Annotated in this window: 16 protein-coding genes and 1 tRNA gene; 12 read left to right on the forward strand and 5 right to left on the reverse strand. The window is 29.4% G+C overall.

Features of this window, described 5'->3' with window-relative positions; genetic code table 11:
- The first annotated feature begins 8 nt into the window (after window positions 1-8).
- Both VP90_RS00725 and VP90_RS00730 read left to right on the forward strand, forming a co-directional pair.
- Window positions 9-1,346 carry an MATE family efflux transporter gene (locus tag VP90_RS00725; RefSeq protein ID WP_262589134.1) on the forward strand — a complete coding sequence of 446 codons (1,338 nt, stop codon included), beginning with the start codon at window positions 9-11 and terminating at the stop codon, window positions 1,344-1,346.
- Window positions 1,346-1,873 (forward strand): thermonuclease family protein, encoded by a 528-nt coding sequence (locus tag VP90_RS00730; protein ID WP_262589135.1) that lies wholly within the window; start codon window positions 1,346-1,348, stop codon window positions 1,871-1,873. Before VP90_RS00725 ends, VP90_RS00730 begins: the two co-directional genes overlap by 1 nt.
- A 3-nt stretch (window positions 1,874-1,876) precedes the next feature.
- On the opposite strand, the gene VP90_RS00735 is transcribed toward VP90_RS00730, so the two are convergent.
- From VP90_RS00735 to VP90_RS00750, 4 genes are read right to left on the reverse strand one after another with little or no spacing between them, the layout of a single operon-like run.
- Window positions 1,877-2,440, reverse strand: a complete 564-nt coding sequence (locus VP90_RS00735) for a sarcosine oxidase subunit gamma (protein WP_262589136.1) — start codon at window positions 2,438-2,440, stop codon at window positions 1,877-1,879.
- Window positions 2,433-5,438, reverse strand: coding sequence for a sarcosine oxidase subunit alpha family protein (locus VP90_RS00740; protein ID WP_262589137.1), 3,006 nt, complete (start codon window positions 5,436-5,438; stop codon window positions 2,433-2,435). The genes VP90_RS00735 and VP90_RS00740 overlap by 8 nt, the downstream gene beginning before the upstream one ends.
- A 5-nt stretch (window positions 5,439-5,443) precedes the next feature.
- A complete protein-coding gene (locus VP90_RS00745) occupies window positions 5,444-5,719 on the reverse strand; it encodes a sarcosine oxidase subunit delta (protein ID WP_262589138.1) in 276 nt (91 codons plus the stop codon).
- On the reverse strand, window positions 5,719-6,972 hold the full coding sequence (locus VP90_RS00750) for a sarcosine oxidase subunit beta family protein (protein WP_262589139.1): 1,254 nt from the start codon (window positions 6,970-6,972) through the stop codon (window positions 5,719-5,721). Before VP90_RS00750 ends, VP90_RS00745 begins: the two co-directional genes overlap by 1 nt.
- A 67-nt stretch (window positions 6,973-7,039) precedes the next feature.
- Here VP90_RS00750 and VP90_RS00755 point away from each other — a divergent pair.
- Window positions 7,040-7,131 (forward strand) — tRNA-Ser (locus tag VP90_RS00755).
- Here the strand turns inward: VP90_RS00755 and VP90_RS00760 are convergent.
- The gene (locus tag VP90_RS00760) at window positions 7,132-9,318 is read right to left on the reverse strand and encodes a lytic transglycosylase domain-containing protein (protein WP_262589141.1); all 2,187 of its coding nucleotides are present in this window, start codon (window positions 9,316-9,318) and stop codon (window positions 7,132-7,134) included.
- Between the two features lie 43 nt (window positions 9,319-9,361).
- On the opposite strand from VP90_RS00760, the gene dapA reads away from it, so the two are divergent.
- The 9 genes from dapA to rnc are packed head-to-tail and all read left to right on the forward strand — an operon-like array spanning window position 9,362 to window position 16,002.
- Window positions 9,362-10,237: a 4-hydroxy-tetrahydrodipicolinate synthase gene (gene dapA, locus VP90_RS00765; protein ID WP_262589142.1), complete on the forward strand. Its 876-nt coding sequence runs from the start codon at window positions 9,362-9,364 to the stop codon at window positions 10,235-10,237.
- A complete protein-coding gene (gene smpB / locus VP90_RS00770; RefSeq protein WP_262589143.1) occupies window positions 10,237-10,707 on the forward strand; it encodes an SsrA-binding protein SmpB in 471 nt (156 codons plus the stop codon). Before dapA ends, smpB begins: the two co-directional genes overlap by 1 nt.
- Window positions 10,673-11,191: a 2-amino-4-hydroxy-6-hydroxymethyldihydropteridine diphosphokinase gene (gene folK, locus VP90_RS00775; RefSeq protein WP_262589144.1), complete on the forward strand. Its 519-nt coding sequence runs from the start codon at window positions 10,673-10,675 to the stop codon at window positions 11,189-11,191. The genes smpB and folK overlap by 35 nt, the downstream gene beginning before the upstream one ends.
- Window positions 11,192-11,211: 20 nt before the next feature.
- Window positions 11,212-12,957 (forward strand): RelA/SpoT family protein, encoded by a 1,746-nt coding sequence (locus tag VP90_RS00780; protein WP_262589146.1) that lies wholly within the window; start codon window positions 11,212-11,214, stop codon window positions 12,955-12,957.
- Window positions 12,914-13,501, forward strand: coding sequence for an orotate phosphoribosyltransferase (pyrE, locus tag VP90_RS00785; protein ID WP_262589147.1), 588 nt, complete (start codon window positions 12,914-12,916; stop codon window positions 13,499-13,501). The genes VP90_RS00780 and pyrE overlap by 44 nt, the downstream gene beginning before the upstream one ends.
- Window positions 13,498-14,217, forward strand: coding sequence for a pyridoxine 5'-phosphate synthase (locus VP90_RS00790; protein WP_262589149.1), 720 nt, complete (start codon window positions 13,498-13,500; stop codon window positions 14,215-14,217). Before pyrE ends, VP90_RS00790 begins: the two co-directional genes overlap by 4 nt.
- Window positions 14,217-14,600, forward strand: a complete 384-nt coding sequence (acpS, locus tag VP90_RS00795; RefSeq protein ID WP_262589150.1) for a holo-ACP synthase — start codon at window positions 14,217-14,219, stop codon at window positions 14,598-14,600. Before VP90_RS00790 ends, acpS begins: the two co-directional genes overlap by 1 nt.
- Window positions 14,600-15,337, forward strand: coding sequence for a signal peptidase I (gene lepB / locus VP90_RS00800; RefSeq protein WP_262589151.1), 738 nt, complete (start codon window positions 14,600-14,602; stop codon window positions 15,335-15,337). The genes acpS and lepB overlap by 1 nt, the downstream gene beginning before the upstream one ends.
- Window positions 15,337-16,002, forward strand: a complete 666-nt coding sequence (rnc, locus tag VP90_RS00805; protein ID WP_262589152.1) for a ribonuclease III — start codon at window positions 15,337-15,339, stop codon at window positions 16,000-16,002. The genes lepB and rnc overlap by 1 nt, the downstream gene beginning before the upstream one ends.

Raw genomic sequence — 16,002 nt, forward strand, 5'->3', positions numbered from 1 at the left:
TTAAAGAAATGAATTTATTAAAAGATGACGTCTCTCAACTTATAAAAAAACTTGCAATACCAGCAAGTGTTGGGACATTATTTCAAACATTATACACTCTAGTTGATACTTTTTATGCTGGGAAAATTTCGCCTGAAGCTTTATCTGCATTAAGTAAATCCTTTCCAATCTACTTTCTAATTATCGCCACGTCTATTGGTGTCACTGTTGCTGGAACTTCATTAATTGGTAGTAGTATTGGAGAAAAAAATGAAAAAAATGTATTAGGTTATTTTACAAATATCATTCTTTATTCAGTAATAATTTCAATAATTGTATCGATAATTGGATTTAGTTTTTCTGAAAAATTATTTTTAACAATGAATTCATCCATAGAGGTAATTACTCTTGGCCTTGAGTATACTAATGTAATATTTTATGGAACTATTCTCTTTATTCTGGTTGTTGCTTTAAATTCATTTCTTCATGCTGAGGGAGATACAGTTACATATAGAAATGCTCTTATATTATCTTTTTTTTTAAACATTTTATTAAATCCAATATTTATATTTGGATTTTTATTTATCCCAGCTTTTGGTGTTGCGGGTATAGGTTATGCAACTTTGATTGCACAATTTCTTTCTCTAATAATCGTTTTAATTAAATTGTTAAAAAATAAACGTATTAAAGAGATCACTATTCAAAATTTTAAGATTAAATTTTTCTACATTAAAAACATTTTCTTCCAATCAATGCCAATCACAATAGCTATTCTTGGGTACTCAATTGCTGCAACGATTGTATTTACTTATGTTGCATTTACAGGAGAATATGCCGTTGCTGGTTATGGAGCAGCAACAAGGATAGAGCAGGTTGTCTTACTGCCTGTATTAGGGATAAATACAGCAATAATATCAATTATTGCACAGAATATAGGTGCCAAATATTATGATAGAGTAAAGCAATCTTATTTTACATCAGTAAAATACGGCTTGATTATAATGTTAGCGTCTGGAGTATTGGTGTTTGTAACTGCAGATTCAATGCCAAAATTTTTCTCATCTAACACGGAAGTTATTGAATATGGGTCAATGTATTTAAAAATTTCTGCATTTATCTTACCAGCATACCCAATTTTTTTTCTATCAAATGGTTTCTTTATGGCTTTAAAAAAATCTGAGAAAGCAATGATTAACAATATATTAAGGAACGTTTTGGTTCCATTTTTATCTTATTATATAGCACGTTCTATTGATGCAGACTTTACAACTTTCTTTTATATCTGGGCAATATTGCAATGGTTAATATCAATCTTACTATTCTTTTATGTTAAATATTATATTAACAATAAATTAACTATCGGTTAATGTTTTATACAAAAAAGAAATTAATAATTTTGATAATTATTTCGTCTATATTTTTTATACTTACACATAACGATGTAAGATCTGAAAATATAAATAAAATCTCAGGTTTTGCTAAAGTTGTTGATGGAGATACAATCAAGATTAATTCAAAAAAAATTCGATTATACGGTATTGATGCACCTGAAAAAAAACAAAAATGTAAAAAAACTTATTTAACAATATCTTTTATGTCTTTCACTAAAGATTATATGTGTGGAGAAGTATCTACTCAAAAGTTAATTAAAAAGATTAATAATCAAAAATTGAATTGTAATATTATAGACGTTGATAGGTATAATAGGTTAATAGGTGAGTGTTTTAAAAGAAATATAAATTTAAATTCTTGGATGGTTTCTAATGGTTATGCAGTAGCATATAGAAAGTATTCTAAAAAATATGTTTCTGATGAAATTAATGCCAAAAATAACAAATTAGGTATTTGGCAAGGTAAATTTGAAATGCCGTGGGATTATAGGCGTAAAAATTAATCTTTATAATCTTGAAGAGCTATCTTCCATCCATTCCCAAAGGTGTTTAGCAAATGATCTTCTAACAAATAAATTAACAATATTTTCGTCCTTATTGTGAAAAATAACATCTATATGATTTAGCAAAGTTTGAGTTGTTGACCCTTTTTTTTCACGAAATAAGTTAAAATTAAAAGGACATCCTGAGGAAAAAAGTTCATATATTTTTTCACCTTTTATCTCTAATTGAACAAATTGGTCAGTTACATCAGTTACTGCTCCTAATGATGTTTTTGAAATATTGTTAAATAATATATCATTTAATTGGTATGTATTGGTTTCCTTGCTAGTAGTCTCATTTGATACAATCATCCATTCATCTGGACTTAACCATATTGCAGTAAGTTTATCACTAATTGAGGATGTATTTGCTTCTGTTGGCAAAATCATATTTAAACTTTTTCCTACATTTGTAAAAAATTCTCTTGTTTTGCCTCTTAAATTTAATTTCATTATTGGTGCAATTTCTTTTACAGAAACACCGTTGTTATTAATTTCACTATTTGTTACTTGATTATAACTAAGCATTTAATCTTTCATTAGTTTGATCAAAAAATACTGGATTTGAAACAGTTACATTAATTGTTTTATCTTCCATAGGGATAAATAGTTTTTTACCCATCATATCTTTCCCACCTCTGACAACAGCTAGGGCTATAGATTTATTTAAATTAGGGCTAAAGTAACTTGATGTAACATGACCAAGCATTTCAATAGGACTTTTGTTTAGTTCAGAAACAATTTGTGCTCCTTCCTCTAATACAACTTTAGGGTCATCTGTTAATAATCCCACCAATTGTTTTCTGTCTTCTCTCATAGTATCTGATCTGTAAAGAGATCTTTTGCCAATAAAATCATATTTCTTTTTACTAACAATCCAATCCATTTGTAAATCTATTGGTGTCATTGTTCCGTCTGTATCTTGGCCAACAATAATAAAACCTTTTTCAGCTCTTAATAAGTGCATAGTTTCTGTACCATAAGGAGTAATATTAAATTCTTTACCAGCCTCTATACATTTCTGCCATAGATCTTTTCCATAACTTGCCTGCACATTAATTTCAAAACTTTGCTCACCTGTGAAACTTATTCTCATAATTCTGCAAACAATACTTCCGATTTTTGCTTCTTTAAAAGACATGTGTGGAAATTTTTCATCAGACAAATCTAAATCAGGAATAATTTTTTTAAGAATTTTTTTGCTATTAGGGCCACACAAACTTGCTGTAGCAAATTGATCTGTAACTGAAGTTAAATATACATCTAATTCTGGCCATTCAGTTTGAAGGTAATCCTCTAATTTTCCAAGAACATTTGCTGCACCACCAGTTGTTGTTGTCATTAGATAGTGATTTTCACCTAATCTTGTAGTAACACCATCATCATATACCATACCATCTTCATTTAACATTAAACCATATCTACATTTGCCAATGCCAAGTTTTGACCATGCATTTGTATAAACTCTATTTAAAAACTCTGAGGCATCACTTCCTTGTATATCAATCTTACCAAGTGTGGACGCATCCAATATTCCTGAACTTTCTCTTGCGGCTTTGCTTTCTCTTTGAACTGCTTGGTGCATAGTTTCGCCATTGATTGGGTAGTACCAAGCTCTTTTCCATTGACCAACATTTTCAAATTCTGCTTTTTTTTCAACATGCCAATCATTCATAGGTGTTCTTCTAAAAATATCAAAAAACTTACCAACATTACGTCCTACAATTGTTCCAAATGTTAAAGGAGTATAAGGAGGTCTAAAAGTAGTCGTTCCAAGTTCTCCCATCTTAACACCTGCTGTATCTGCTATTATTCCCAAAGCATGCATATTTCCTAATTTTCCTTGATCAGTTCCCATTCCAGTTGTTGTATATCTTTTGACATGTTCGATAGATCTGAAACCCTCTCTTAGTGCTAATTTTATATCTTTTGCAGTTGCATCATTTTGATAATCAACAAAAGGCTTAGTTTTGCCTAAAGCTTTATCAGACGGTAATAACCATATATTTCTTTTTGAAATCTCTTGGTCGTTATTAACAGTAATATTTTCAAAATCTGTTTTATTTATATCTAAAAAATCTTTTAGTTTTTCATTTAAGTTTTTAAGTATTTCATCAAGTTTAAAATCACCACAACAAGATCCAACACTTATTTGATCTGAATTATTTTTATTTGGAATAAATATTTTTTTATCCTCATCAAAAGCAAGTTTGCTACCTGACTGAGTATATAGGTGAACAGCCGGAGTCCATCCACCGGCAACCCCTAAACAATCACATGAAATAGAAATTTTATTTCCGGTTACTGAAGTTCCATCATTTGATAATTTCATTATTGAGACATTGTTTAATCTTTTATAACCAGAGGTATCAACAACTGTATGTTCCCAGTATATTTTTACACCTGCATCAATAACTCTTTTTTCTAAATTTGTTTCGGATTGCTTTCTAATATCAACTATTGCTTCAACTTTGATACCTTTATCGTTTAATGAAAGTGCACTTTCATATGCACTGTCATTATTTGTAAAAAATACAATCTTCCTACCACAGGCAACACCATAAAAATTACTATATTTTTTAATTGCAGAAGAAAGCATTATTCCAGGTCTATCATTATTATTAAATACCATCGGTCTTTCCAAAGCACCTGTTGCCAAAATTACCTTCTTTGCTCTTATTTTGAGTAATCTTTGTCTAATTTTATTTGACTTATCTTTTTTTTCTAAATGATCTGTTAAGTTCTCTCTTGCTAGCAAATAATTATATTGATGGTAGGCAGCAACACTTGTTCTAGTTTTTATTTCTAAATTTTTAATAATTTTAAGTTCTTCAATTTCTTTTTTTAACCATTCAGATGAAATTTTGTTATCAATTTTATTACTTTCATTGTTTTCATAAATAGTTGATCCTCCCAATTCATTTTTTTCATCTAAAAGTAAAGTTTTGTAGTTATTCTTTGCAGCATTTTTAGCTGCTAGAATTCCAGATATACCTGCACCAACAACAAGAACATCACAATGAATATTTCTGTGATCGTAAATGTCAGGATCGTTTGATGTTGGTGATTTCCCCAGTCCTGCTGAGTGTCTTATAAAGTATTCATATTTTTCCCAGAAGCTTGCAGGCCACATAAATGTTTTGTAATAAAATCCTGCAGGAAGTAGGGGTGATAAAAAATTATTTATTCCACCAATATCAAAGTTTACACTTGGCCAGCAATTTTGACTCGATGCCTCCATTCCTTCATATATTTCAACTTCAGTTGCCCTAACATTTGGTTCAGTTCTATTAGTATTGGGATTGATTTGAACAATTGCATTGGGCTCCTCAGAACCTGATGTCATAATACCTCTTGGTCTATGGTATTTAAAACTTCTACCTACTAAATGAACATTATTTGCCAATAAAGCAGAAGCAAGTGTGTCTCCTTTAAATCCATAATAAGTTGTACCATTAAATTTAAACGAAACTCTTGTTGTTTCATCAATATATTGACTAGATTTAACTCTTAAATTTTCTGACATTTGTTTTATATCGAAGGGGGTTTTTCTCCCATTTTATAGATTGCTTTAATCTCATCGTTCGAAGTGTCTCTAACCATATTAAACCATTTACGACAACCGTGAGCGTGGTTCCATCTTTCATATTGAACACCTTTAATATTTTTTCTCATAAATAAATATTCTGCCCATTCATCATCACTAAGTTCTGTCGGTTGTTTAGGTCTTTCTATATGGGCTTCACCACCAGCTTTAAATTCTTGCTGATCTCTCTCACCACAATATGGACAATTAATAACAAACATTAGTGAGCAACTGCTGCAGCACCATGTTCATCAACAAGGTCTCCACTTACAAATCTATTTAAATTAAATGCTGCATTAAGTTTATGTGGCTCATCATTAGCAATGGTGTGTGCAAACAAATCTCCTGATCCAGGTGTAGCTTTAAAACCTCCTGTACCCCAACCACAATTAAAATAGAGTCCTTTGATAGAAGTTTTACTTAATATTGGACTTGCATCAGGACAAATATCCACAATTCCTCCCCACTGTCTTAACATTCTCATGCGACTAAAAATTGGATACAATTCTAAAATAGCATTTAGAGTACCTTCAACTATTTTATGACTTCCTTTTTGAGTATATGAAACATAATCATCTGTTCCAGCGCCAATAACTAATTCGCCTTTATCAGATTGACTTACGTAAGCGTGCACAGCGTTTGACATAACAACTGTATCAATAATTGGTTTCACCGGTTCTGACACAAGTGCTTGAAGAGGTTTGCTTTCTAGAGGAAGTCTTATTCCAGCCATATTAGCTATCACACTTGAGTGTCCAGCTGCTACAACTCCAATTTTTTTTGTTTTAATAAATCCTTTTGTTGTTTCTATACCTTCAACACTATCACCATTTCTTTTTATACCTTTTACTTCACAATTTTGAATTATATCAACACCCATTTCATCAGCACCTCTAGCATAACCCCAGGCAACAGCATCATGTCTTGCTGTACCAGCTCTTCTTTGTAATGTACCACCAAGTACAGGATATCTTATATCTTGAGATGTATTTATAATTGGACAAAACTTTTTAACTTCTTCTGTACTCAAATAAACGGCATCAATACCATTTAGTCTATTTGCGTGTGTTCTTCTTTTTAAATCTCTTACATCTTGCAAATTGTGAGCAAGATTCATTACACCTCTTTGACTAAACATTACATTGTAGTTTAATTCTTGAGATAATCCCTCCCAAATTTTTAGTGCATGATCATAAAGTCCAGCACTAGCATCCCATAAATAATTCGATCTAATAATTGTGGTGTTACGACCAGTGTTTCCTCCACCAATCCATCCTTTTTCAACAACGGCAATATTTTTCATATTGTGTTTTTTTGCTAAATAGTATGCTGTCGCTAAACCATGACCACCTCCACCAACTATGACAGCATCATACTCTTTTTTTGGAGTAGGGTCTTTCCATGCTCTTTGCCAATTCTCATGGTATGAAAGAGCGTTTTTGATTAACGAAAATACTGAGTATTTATTTCCCATAATAATTGAATAATTACTTTATAAATATTGAATTTTCAATAAAATCACTTATTACACAATGTCATACGGAGAGATGGGTGAGAGGCTGAAACCAGTCGTTTGCTAAATGACCGTGCGAGGAAACTTGTACCGAGGGTTCGAATCCCTCTCTCTCCGCCACTAATATAAAGGCTGATCTTTAAAAAAATCTTTCATTACTATTGGATTTTGTTCCAGTACATATCTGTACACATTATAATTTTCCAATACACGCTGAACATAGTTTCTAGTTTCTCTAAATTTAATTAGCTCAACCCAATCAACATAATTTATTTGTTTTTTTTGTGGATCCTTATTTAATTTTTTCCAATATTTAACTCTATTTGGACCAGCATTGTACGCAGCTATTGCAAATGGATAAGCACCATCATATTGCTGAATTAAACCAGCAATATAATGAGACCCTAAATTTATATTGTACTCTGGATCGGTTGTTAATCGAGATTTTGCATAAGGAAGCTTTGCTTGTTTAGCAACTAATTTTGCTGTGTAAGGCATTAATTGCATTAACCCTTTTGCACCTGCATGACTATTTGCTTTTAAGTCAAATTCACTTTCTTGTCTTATAATTGATAAAATTAATGCACTTTCAGGAATCTTTCTTCCATTAATGTATTTAGGTGTGCTTATTAATGGATAATTGTATTTGTTGTGAAATCTTTTTTGATAAGAGGCAATTTTTGATACTTGTATTGCAAAATCATATCTACTGATACTTGTAGCAAGTTCAGCAGCTAAAAGTTCACTGCCTTCAGAAACGCTATCATTAGCAAGATGTCTTAAGATAAATTTTGTATACTTGTCTTTCTTTAACTCATGTAAAAGATGTGTGATTTTTACTAATTCTTTATTAAAAAAAGCTTTTCTGTATTCATCTTCAACCAACATTGTTTTATCAAGTTCAAATTTTGCATTAGGATTAATTTTTAAAAATGCTAGTTGTCCGTAATATGTAGTTAAATATTTTGTAGCCTCTTTATACCATTTTTCCGATTGATCCTTATCTTTAAGTTTTTCATATGATCTACCTAACCAATATGCGCCCCTAGAAACACTTATTGGATAATTAACATTATCAAAAAAGTTTTTAAAATGATCTTTAGCAAGAAGTGGATCATTTAAAAAACTTAGTGCTATCCAACCACTCATCCATTCTGCCTCTGCAAATTCAGACCCTTCAGACATTCCGTGATTGCTACTAATTTTATAAGCTAGTTCATATTGTTTTTTATAAATTAACTTTCGAGATATAATTTCTCTTTCTTTCCACCATTTGTCAGGTCTAACTAAATAATCTTTATCATTTCTTATCTTGAGTAAAATTTCAGTAGAAGACTCCAATCGTCCTTTTTTTCTCCTCCACTTTAAACGATCATAGTTTAATCCAGCATCATTTTTAAATTTATTTGGAACATTTTTGATTGCTTGATCTACCCCATATCCTTTGGTCATCAAAATATGTCTTGCAGTATAGAGCAATTCATAGTCTTTAGGTAAATATCTGATTAATCTTTTTAAATCCCAATGATCACTATTCCATGCTAGATGATCAGCTCTTTTAATATAGTCATTTGCATCAAGATATTTTTTGTATTTTTTTCTGAAAAACCTCAACTCACTTTTTGATAAATCTGCGGAAATCCATCCATTTTTAATCAGAGCAATACCTTTTGCTTTATCTCCTGATAAAATATGACTTTCACCTAAAATCATCTTACCATATCCACTTAAAGGTTCATTTTTTGAAAACCAATTAATTATTTTTCTTGGAGAAACTCTTTCTGTCGAAAGTTTATGCTCAGCCAAATATCTCAATCTATCTATTCTTGGATAATCTGAATTTTCCTCAATAAAAACTTGGTAATCAAAAAATGACTCTTGATTACCTGTTGTTAACAAATATCTCCACTTTATAAAATTATATATAGATCTATCTTTAGCTTTTTTTGAGATTTTAACTGCAGATTTCCACTGGCCCTTTTGCATCTCGCCAATAGCTTTTTTTGCAATCCCAAAATCTTTTTTATTATAAAATTTAGAAATTTTTACTGTTTCTGAGTTGATTAACCCACTTATAACTGGCTTTTTTTTAGGTAAAAGAAAACTAAGTTTAGTTTCTTTTTTAGTTACCTTTTTCTCAACTATAACTTTTGACGGTTTTTTTAGAGGTTTGATTGTATTTAATATTATTTTTTTGTTTAATTCTTCAGAGGATAGTGAGGGTTTTTTTAAAGGTACTATCTGTGCCCAACTGAAATTAAAGCTAATCAAGGAAGTTATTATTAAAAATAATAATTTTTTAATCATAATCTTTTGGTATATGAATCTTTAAACTATGTTATAAGTATTTATGTTCAAAGGATCAAATGTTGCTTTAATTACGCCGTTTAAAAACAATCTCTTAGATGAGGAGGCATATATTAAATTAATACATTTTCATATTGAAAATGGAACTAGTGGGCTTGTACCTGCTGGTACAACTGGAGAATCTCCAACTTTAAGTCATGATGAACATCAAAAAGTAATTGATCTATGCATAAAAGAAAGTAATGGAAAAATTCCAGTTATAGCTGGAACAGGTTCAAATTCTACTGAGGAAGCTATTTCTTTAACTTCACACGCTGAAAAAGCAGGTGCTAATGGTGCGCTAATCGTAACTCCTTATTATAATAAACCTACTCAAGAAGGTTTGTACCAGCATTATAAAGCTATAAATGACAAATGTGGGATACCAATAATAATTTATAATATTCCGGGTAGATCAGTTATTGATATGAATGTTGATACGATGGCAAGACTGTTCGAGTTGAAAAACATAGTTGGTGTAAAAGATGCCACTGGTGATTTGGACAGGGTTGATCAACAGTTAAAAAAAATGGGTAAAGAATTTGTTCAATTGACTGGTAATGATGACAATGCGCTAGAATTTAATAAAAGAGGTGGAGTAGGTGCAATAAGTGTAACAGCAAACATAGCACCAAAACTTTGTTCAGATTTTCAAAAATTTTCTAAATCTGAAAATGATATTAGTGAAGCTGAAAAATTAGATAAAATTTTACAGCCAATTCATCATTCAATGTTTGTTGAAAGTAATCCTAGTCCAGTAAAATATGCTGCTAAATTATTAAATCTGTGCGAAGATGATGTTAGATTGCCTCTGGTAAAAGTTACTGAACAAACTAAGGAAATTGTTAAAAAGTCCCTTCAGTCAGCAAAATTGATTTAATGAACAAAAAAACCAATTCTGGTTTAAAAATAATTTGTTTAAATAGGAAAGCTAGTTTTAATTATTTTTTTGAAGATATTTTAGAAGCAGGAATTGTTCTTAAAGGTTCTGAAATTAAATCAGTAAGAGATGGAAAAGTTAATATAGCAGATTCTTATGCAGTTGAAAAAAAAGGAGAAATAATTTTAATTAATTCTCACATTTCACCTTACAAACAAGCAAGTTATTCCAATCATAACCCAACCGATGAAAGAAAGTTACTGCTTAATAAAAGAGAAATAAATAAATTAATTGGAAAAATGCAAAGAGATGGATTTACTATTGTTCCAACAAAAATGTATTTTAAAAAAGGGAAGGCTAAAATTGAATTAGCAGTTGCTAAAGGAAAGAAGCAATACGATAAAAGAGCAACAAAAAAAAGTAGGGACTGGAACCGTGAAAAGGCGAGATATATTAGAAAATCAAGCTAAAATTGTTTACTTAGGTATTGGCTCTAATTTAGGGGACAGAAAAAAAAATATAGAAATTGCAAAATCTCACTTAAGCGAAAATAATCTGGATTTTTTATCTATCTCAAGTTTTTATGAAACACTTTCATGGCCGGACCCCAAAAAACCTAAATTTTTAAATGTAGTTATCAAGGCAAAGTTTTGTTTTGATCCAGAAAGTCTTCTTAAAATATGTAAGAAAATTGAAATTTTATTAGGAAGAAAAAAGAGTAAAAAAAATGATCCTCGAGTTTGTGATATTGACATAATCGACTTTCATAAAAAGGTTTTAAAAATAAAAAACAAATTAACTTTGCCCCATAAGCTTATGCACAAAAGAAATTTTGTACTTATCCCTTTTTTTGAAATTCAAAAAAAATGGCATCATCCAATTATTAAAAAAGATATTAAAAGCTTGATTTCTTCACTCCCTGAAGCAGACATTAGGTCTATTAAACAAATTTAAATTAATGTTATAATAAAGTTATGCTGAATTCTAATGAACTAATTAATAAAGTTAAAAATTATAATAAATTTTTAAATCCTGAAAAATTAGATAAAGCTTATAATTTTGCTGTAAAGGCCCATAAGAGTCAAAAGAGAGCTTCTGGTGATCCTTACTCTGTACATCCAATTGAAGTTGCAAATATTTTAACGGAGTTAAAATTAGACAGTGCCACAATTGCTACTGGGTTGTTACATGATACTATTGAAGATACCTTTGCAACCTACGAAACAATAAAAGCTGAATTTGGTGATGAGGTTGCTGATCTTGTAGATGGTGTTACTAAAATATCTGTTTTTGAAAATACAGCTGGATCAAATTCTAAAGTAGAAAACTTTAGAAAATTAATTTTAGCAACATCAAAAGATATTAGAGTTTTGTTAGTAAAAATTGCAGACAGATTACATAACATGAGAACGATTAAAGCAATTACAAAAGAGGAAAAAAGACAAAGGATTGCACAAGAAACAATGGAAATTTATGCTCCACTGGCAGATAGAATGGGCATGCACAGAATACGTGATGAGCTTGAAGATTTGTCATTTGAAATTTTAAATTATGATGCGAGGAAATTAATAAAAAAAAGACTTGATGAAATAAAATTAGATAGAAAAGATATTTTTGAAGAACAATCATATGAACTTAGCGAAATATTGAATGATCATAGAATTAATGCTGAAATATATGGAAGAGAAAAAACTCCATTTTCAATATGGAGAAAAGTTCAAAAAAAAAGAGTTTCTTTAGAGCAGATAACAGACATCATTGGCTTTAGAATTATATTAGATACTATTGATGACTGTTATAAAACTCTTGGTATATTTCATAAGAAATGGAACTGTATTCCTGGCAAATTTAAAGATTACATCTCTTCACCCAAAATAAATGGATATAAGTCAATTCATACTTCTGTTATTGGTTCAAATAAAAAGCCTATAGAGATTCAAATTAGAACAAAAGAAATGCATGACTTTGCACAAAGAGGTGTTGCATCGCATTGGCAGTATAAATCTTCTGAAAAATTTAATTCATTAAGTTGGAAAGAGTATGATTGGTTAAAAGATTTGGTTGAAATTATTGAAAAAAACGAAAATCCTGAGGACTCGTATGAGTATACAAAGCTTCAAATGTTTCAGGAAAATGTCTTTTGCTTTACACCAAAAGGATCTGTAATTAAATTACCAAAAGATGCAACAGCAATCGATTTTGCTTATGCTGTTCACACTAAAATTGGTAATTCTGCAATTGGATGTGAAGTAAATGGAAATAACAGTGAATTACAAACAATATTAAGAAATGGTGATAGGGTTAACATTCTCACATCTAAAAATAGTTCACCATCTTTGCATTGGATACCTGCTACCAAAACAGGTAAAGCAAGAGCTGCTATTAGAAGATATTGGCATGATAAAGGTGAGCAAAAAGAGGAAAAAACAAAAAAATATAACACTACACTATGGATTTCACTACCAGATAAACCTGGTCAACTTGGTGATATAAGTTCTTTAATTGGAAGTCATAAACTTAACATTTCTAATTTAGAGATGGCAGGTAAAAACCCAAATTATATTAATTTTAAATTTAGATTAATAATTAGAAATCTTAAGAATTTTACAAATTTTATTGCAGAGCTAAAGCAAAAAGGTATAAAATTTAAGATAATTAGACACGAAGAAAAAAGAAATGCTTTCACTCAAAAAATCCTTAAATATTTTAAAAAAGACTGATGCGTTATTAGAAGGACATTTTGTTTTATCCTCAGGACTACACTCTCCAAAGTATATTCAATGTGCTAAACTTTTAAGCTTTCCTAATTTAGCTGACAAAATTTGCAAATCATTAGCAAATAAAATTAAAAAAAATTTTAAAAAAATAGATTTAATACTTGCTCCTGCAATGGGTGGTGTGATCATAGGTTATGAAATTGGTAAAATTTTAAAAAAAGAAACAATTTTTTGTGAAAGGGTGAATGGAAAATTTACTCTCAGAAGAGGTTTTAGTATAAAAAAGGGAGCAAATGTTTTGATTATAGAAGATGTTATTACGACTGGTAAATCCAGTTTGGAATGTGTGAAACTAATTAAAAAATCAAACGCAAAACTTGTTGGATTTGCCTCTATAATTGACAGATCAACAAAAAAATCTTTGAAGATAAAAAATAAAATTGTTTCTCATTTAAAAATAGATGTGCCTAGCTATAACCTTAAAAATATACCTAAATCTCTAAAATCAATTCCCATTACCACTCCAGGAAGTAGATTTATTAAGTGAAAAGACTAGGTGTAAATATAGATCATATTGCAACCCTACGTAATGCACGTGGTGAAAAACATCCCAATCCAGTTTTTGCAGCAAAAAAAGTTATAAAATTGGGTGCAGACTCCGTAACTATTCATTTGAGAGAAGACAGAAGGCACATAAATGATTTAGATACAAAAGAGATTTGTGCTTTGAACAAAGTGTTAGTGAATCTTGAAGTCTCAATGAATAATGAAATAATTAAAAAAGCTTTAAGATATAAACCAAATTACATTTGTATTGTTCCAGAAAACAGAAAAGAAATAACTACAGAAGGTGGTTTAAATGTAAAAGATAATTATAAAAAATTAAAAGAAATCATTTTTAAATTTAAAAAGTCAAATATTAGAACTAGTTTATTTATCAACCCCAATTTAAAAGATATTAAACTTTCAAAAAAATTAAATGTGGATTGTGTTGAAATTCACACTGGAAAACTAGCTAATTATGTTAAATCGCATAATAATTTTTCAAACGAATTAAATAGAATTAAAAAAAGCTCAAAACTTGCATCTAAGCTAGACTTAGAAGTACATGCGGGTCATGGTTTAGATTACAAAACGACCAAAATTTTAACAAAAATTAAAGAAATCGAGGAATTCAACATAGGACATTTTATTATTGGAGAGTCGATATTTTATGGGCTACCCAAAGTAATTAAAGATTTTAAAAAAATTATTAAAAATTAATGAAAATTTTAGGTATTGGAGTTGATGTAATTGAAAATAAAAGAATTAAAGAAGCTATAAAAAGTAAATCTTTTATTAATCGAGTTTATAGTGTGAGAGAACAAAGACAATCAAACTTAATAAAGAATAAAGTATCCTTTTTTTCAAAAAGATTTGCAGCAAAAGAAGCATTTGCAAAAGCTTTGGGTACTGGATTTAGAATGAAATTGAACTTTAAGGATATAGAAGTAGTTAACGATAAAATGGGTAAACCAAATTATGTTACAAACAAAAAAATCACCAAAATAATCCAAAATAAATTTAAAATTAAAAAATATAATTGTTTTCTATCCATTTCAGATGAAAAAAAATATTCAACAGCATTTGCTATTATTCAATCATAATGAAACTAGATAAAAACTTTTTTTCAGAAAATATAAAAACTTTATTTTATGCTTTGATAATTGCAGTAATAATTAGATCACTTTTAGTGCAACCTTTTTATATACCTTCTTCTTCGATGGAACCCACATTACTTGTAGGTGACAGATTATTTGTTACGAAATATTCATATGGGTATAGTAAACATTCTTTCCCTTTTAGTCCGCCAATACTTAGTAAAAGAATAATGTTTAAAAGTCCTGAAAGAGGCGATGTAATTGTATTTAAAACACCAGCTGACAATAGAACAGATTATATAAAACGTTTAATTGGGCTGCCAGGAGATAAAATCCAGTTTATTGATGCCAATCTATATTTAAATAGTAGCGAAATACTTAAATCTAAAATTCCACTTAAAACTAAAATTTATTGTGGTGACACAACAATAGACGTTTTAAAGTTTGAGGAAAAATTACCTAATGGTAAAAAATTTCATACAGTTTATTTAAAAAATTACACCTATCAAAATTCAGATATTTTTACAGTTCCAGAAGATCATTATTTCTTTTTAGGTGATAATAGAGATTGTTCTAAAGATAGCAGATTTCTTTCAAGTGTTGGTTATGTTCATAAAGATAACTTGGTTGGTAAGGCTCAATTTATTTTTTTCTCATCTGATAAAAAAATAGGAAGTTTTATTGAATTTTGGAAATGGCATAAATCTATAAGATTTAAAAGAACCTTTAATGTTATTAATTGATGAAAATAAAGTATCAAGAACTAGAAAAAAAAATAAATATAGTTTTTAAAAACAAAAATTTATTAGGCCAATCTCTTACTCATAAAAGTTTTAATTCCTCAAAAAATAATGAGAAAATTGAATTTTTAGGTGATCGTGTACTAGGACTGGTCATGGCTAAAAAATTATTAGAAATTTATCCTAACGAAAAAGAGGGAATACTTGATAAGAAATTTGCTTCACTTGTTAATAAAAAATCTTGTCTTGAAATTGCAAAATCAATTAATTTAGAAAAATATATAAAAACTTTTAATCCAAGAAATAAAAAAATAAAAATTGAAGATAAAATTATTGCAGATAGTTGTGAAGCTTTAATAGGAGCAATTTATCTCGATAAAGGTTTTAATATTGTTGAAAAATTTATTTTAAAGCAGTGGGAAGCAAAAATTAGTGATAGCGTTGTTACCGAAATTGACGCCAAAACCAAGTTACAAGAACAAACATTAAAAAAATTTAAAAGTCTTCCTAAATACAAATTAATCTCAAACACTGGACCAAGACACAAACCTGTATTTAAAGTAGGAGTAAAATTACCTAATACAAAATACTTTATTGGCATTGGAAATTCCAAAAAAAATGCCGAACAAAGTGCTGCCACAGAGTGTTTAAATAGTTTCAATAAATAA

Origin of the sequence: Candidatus Pelagibacter ubique HIMB140 (assembly GCF_025558165.1) — a bacterium.
In the GTDB taxonomy this organism is placed as follows: domain Bacteria; phylum Pseudomonadota; class Alphaproteobacteria; order Pelagibacterales; family Pelagibacteraceae; genus Pelagibacter; species Pelagibacter ubique_T.

Coding starts and splice junctions, on each gene's coding strand:
- VP90_RS00725 (WP_262589134.1), top strand. CDS start 9: ATGAATTTATTAAAAGATGACGTCTCTCAACTTATAAAAAAACTTGCA.
- VP90_RS00730 (WP_262589135.1), top strand. CDS start 1,346: ATGTTTTATACAAAAAAGAAATTAATAATTTTGATAATTATTTCGTCT.
- VP90_RS00735 (WP_262589136.1), bottom strand. CDS start 2,440: ATGCTTAGTTATAATCAAGTAACAAATAGTGAAATTAATAACAACGGT.
- VP90_RS00740 (WP_262589137.1), bottom strand. CDS start 5,438: ATGTCAGAAAATTTAAGAGTTAAATCTAGTCAATATATTGATGAAACA.
- VP90_RS00745 (WP_262589138.1), bottom strand. CDS start 5,719: ATGTTTGTTATTAATTGTCCATATTGTGGTGAGAGAGATCAGCAAGAA.
- VP90_RS00750 (WP_262589139.1), bottom strand. CDS start 6,972: ATGGGAAATAAATACTCAGTATTTTCGTTAATCAAAAACGCTCTTTCA.
- VP90_RS00760 (WP_262589141.1), bottom strand. CDS start 9,318: ATGATTAAAAAATTATTATTTTTAATAATAACTTCCTTGATTAGCTTT.
- dapA (WP_262589142.1), top strand. CDS start 9,362: ATGTTCAAAGGATCAAATGTTGCTTTAATTACGCCGTTTAAAAACAAT.
- smpB (WP_262589143.1), top strand. CDS start 10,237: ATGAACAAAAAAACCAATTCTGGTTTAAAAATAATTTGTTTAAATAGG.
- VP90_RS00780 (WP_262589146.1), top strand. CDS start 11,212: ATGCTGAATTCTAATGAACTAATTAATAAAGTTAAAAATTATAATAAA.
- pyrE (WP_262589147.1), top strand. CDS start 12,914: ATGCTTTCACTCAAAAAATCCTTAAATATTTTAAAAAAGACTGATGCG.
- acpS (WP_262589150.1), top strand. CDS start 14,217: ATGAAAATTTTAGGTATTGGAGTTGATGTAATTGAAAATAAAAGAATT.
- lepB (WP_262589151.1), top strand. CDS start 14,600: ATGAAACTAGATAAAAACTTTTTTTCAGAAAATATAAAAACTTTATTT.
- rnc (WP_262589152.1), top strand. CDS start 15,337: ATGAAAATAAAGTATCAAGAACTAGAAAAAAAAATAAATATAGTTTTT.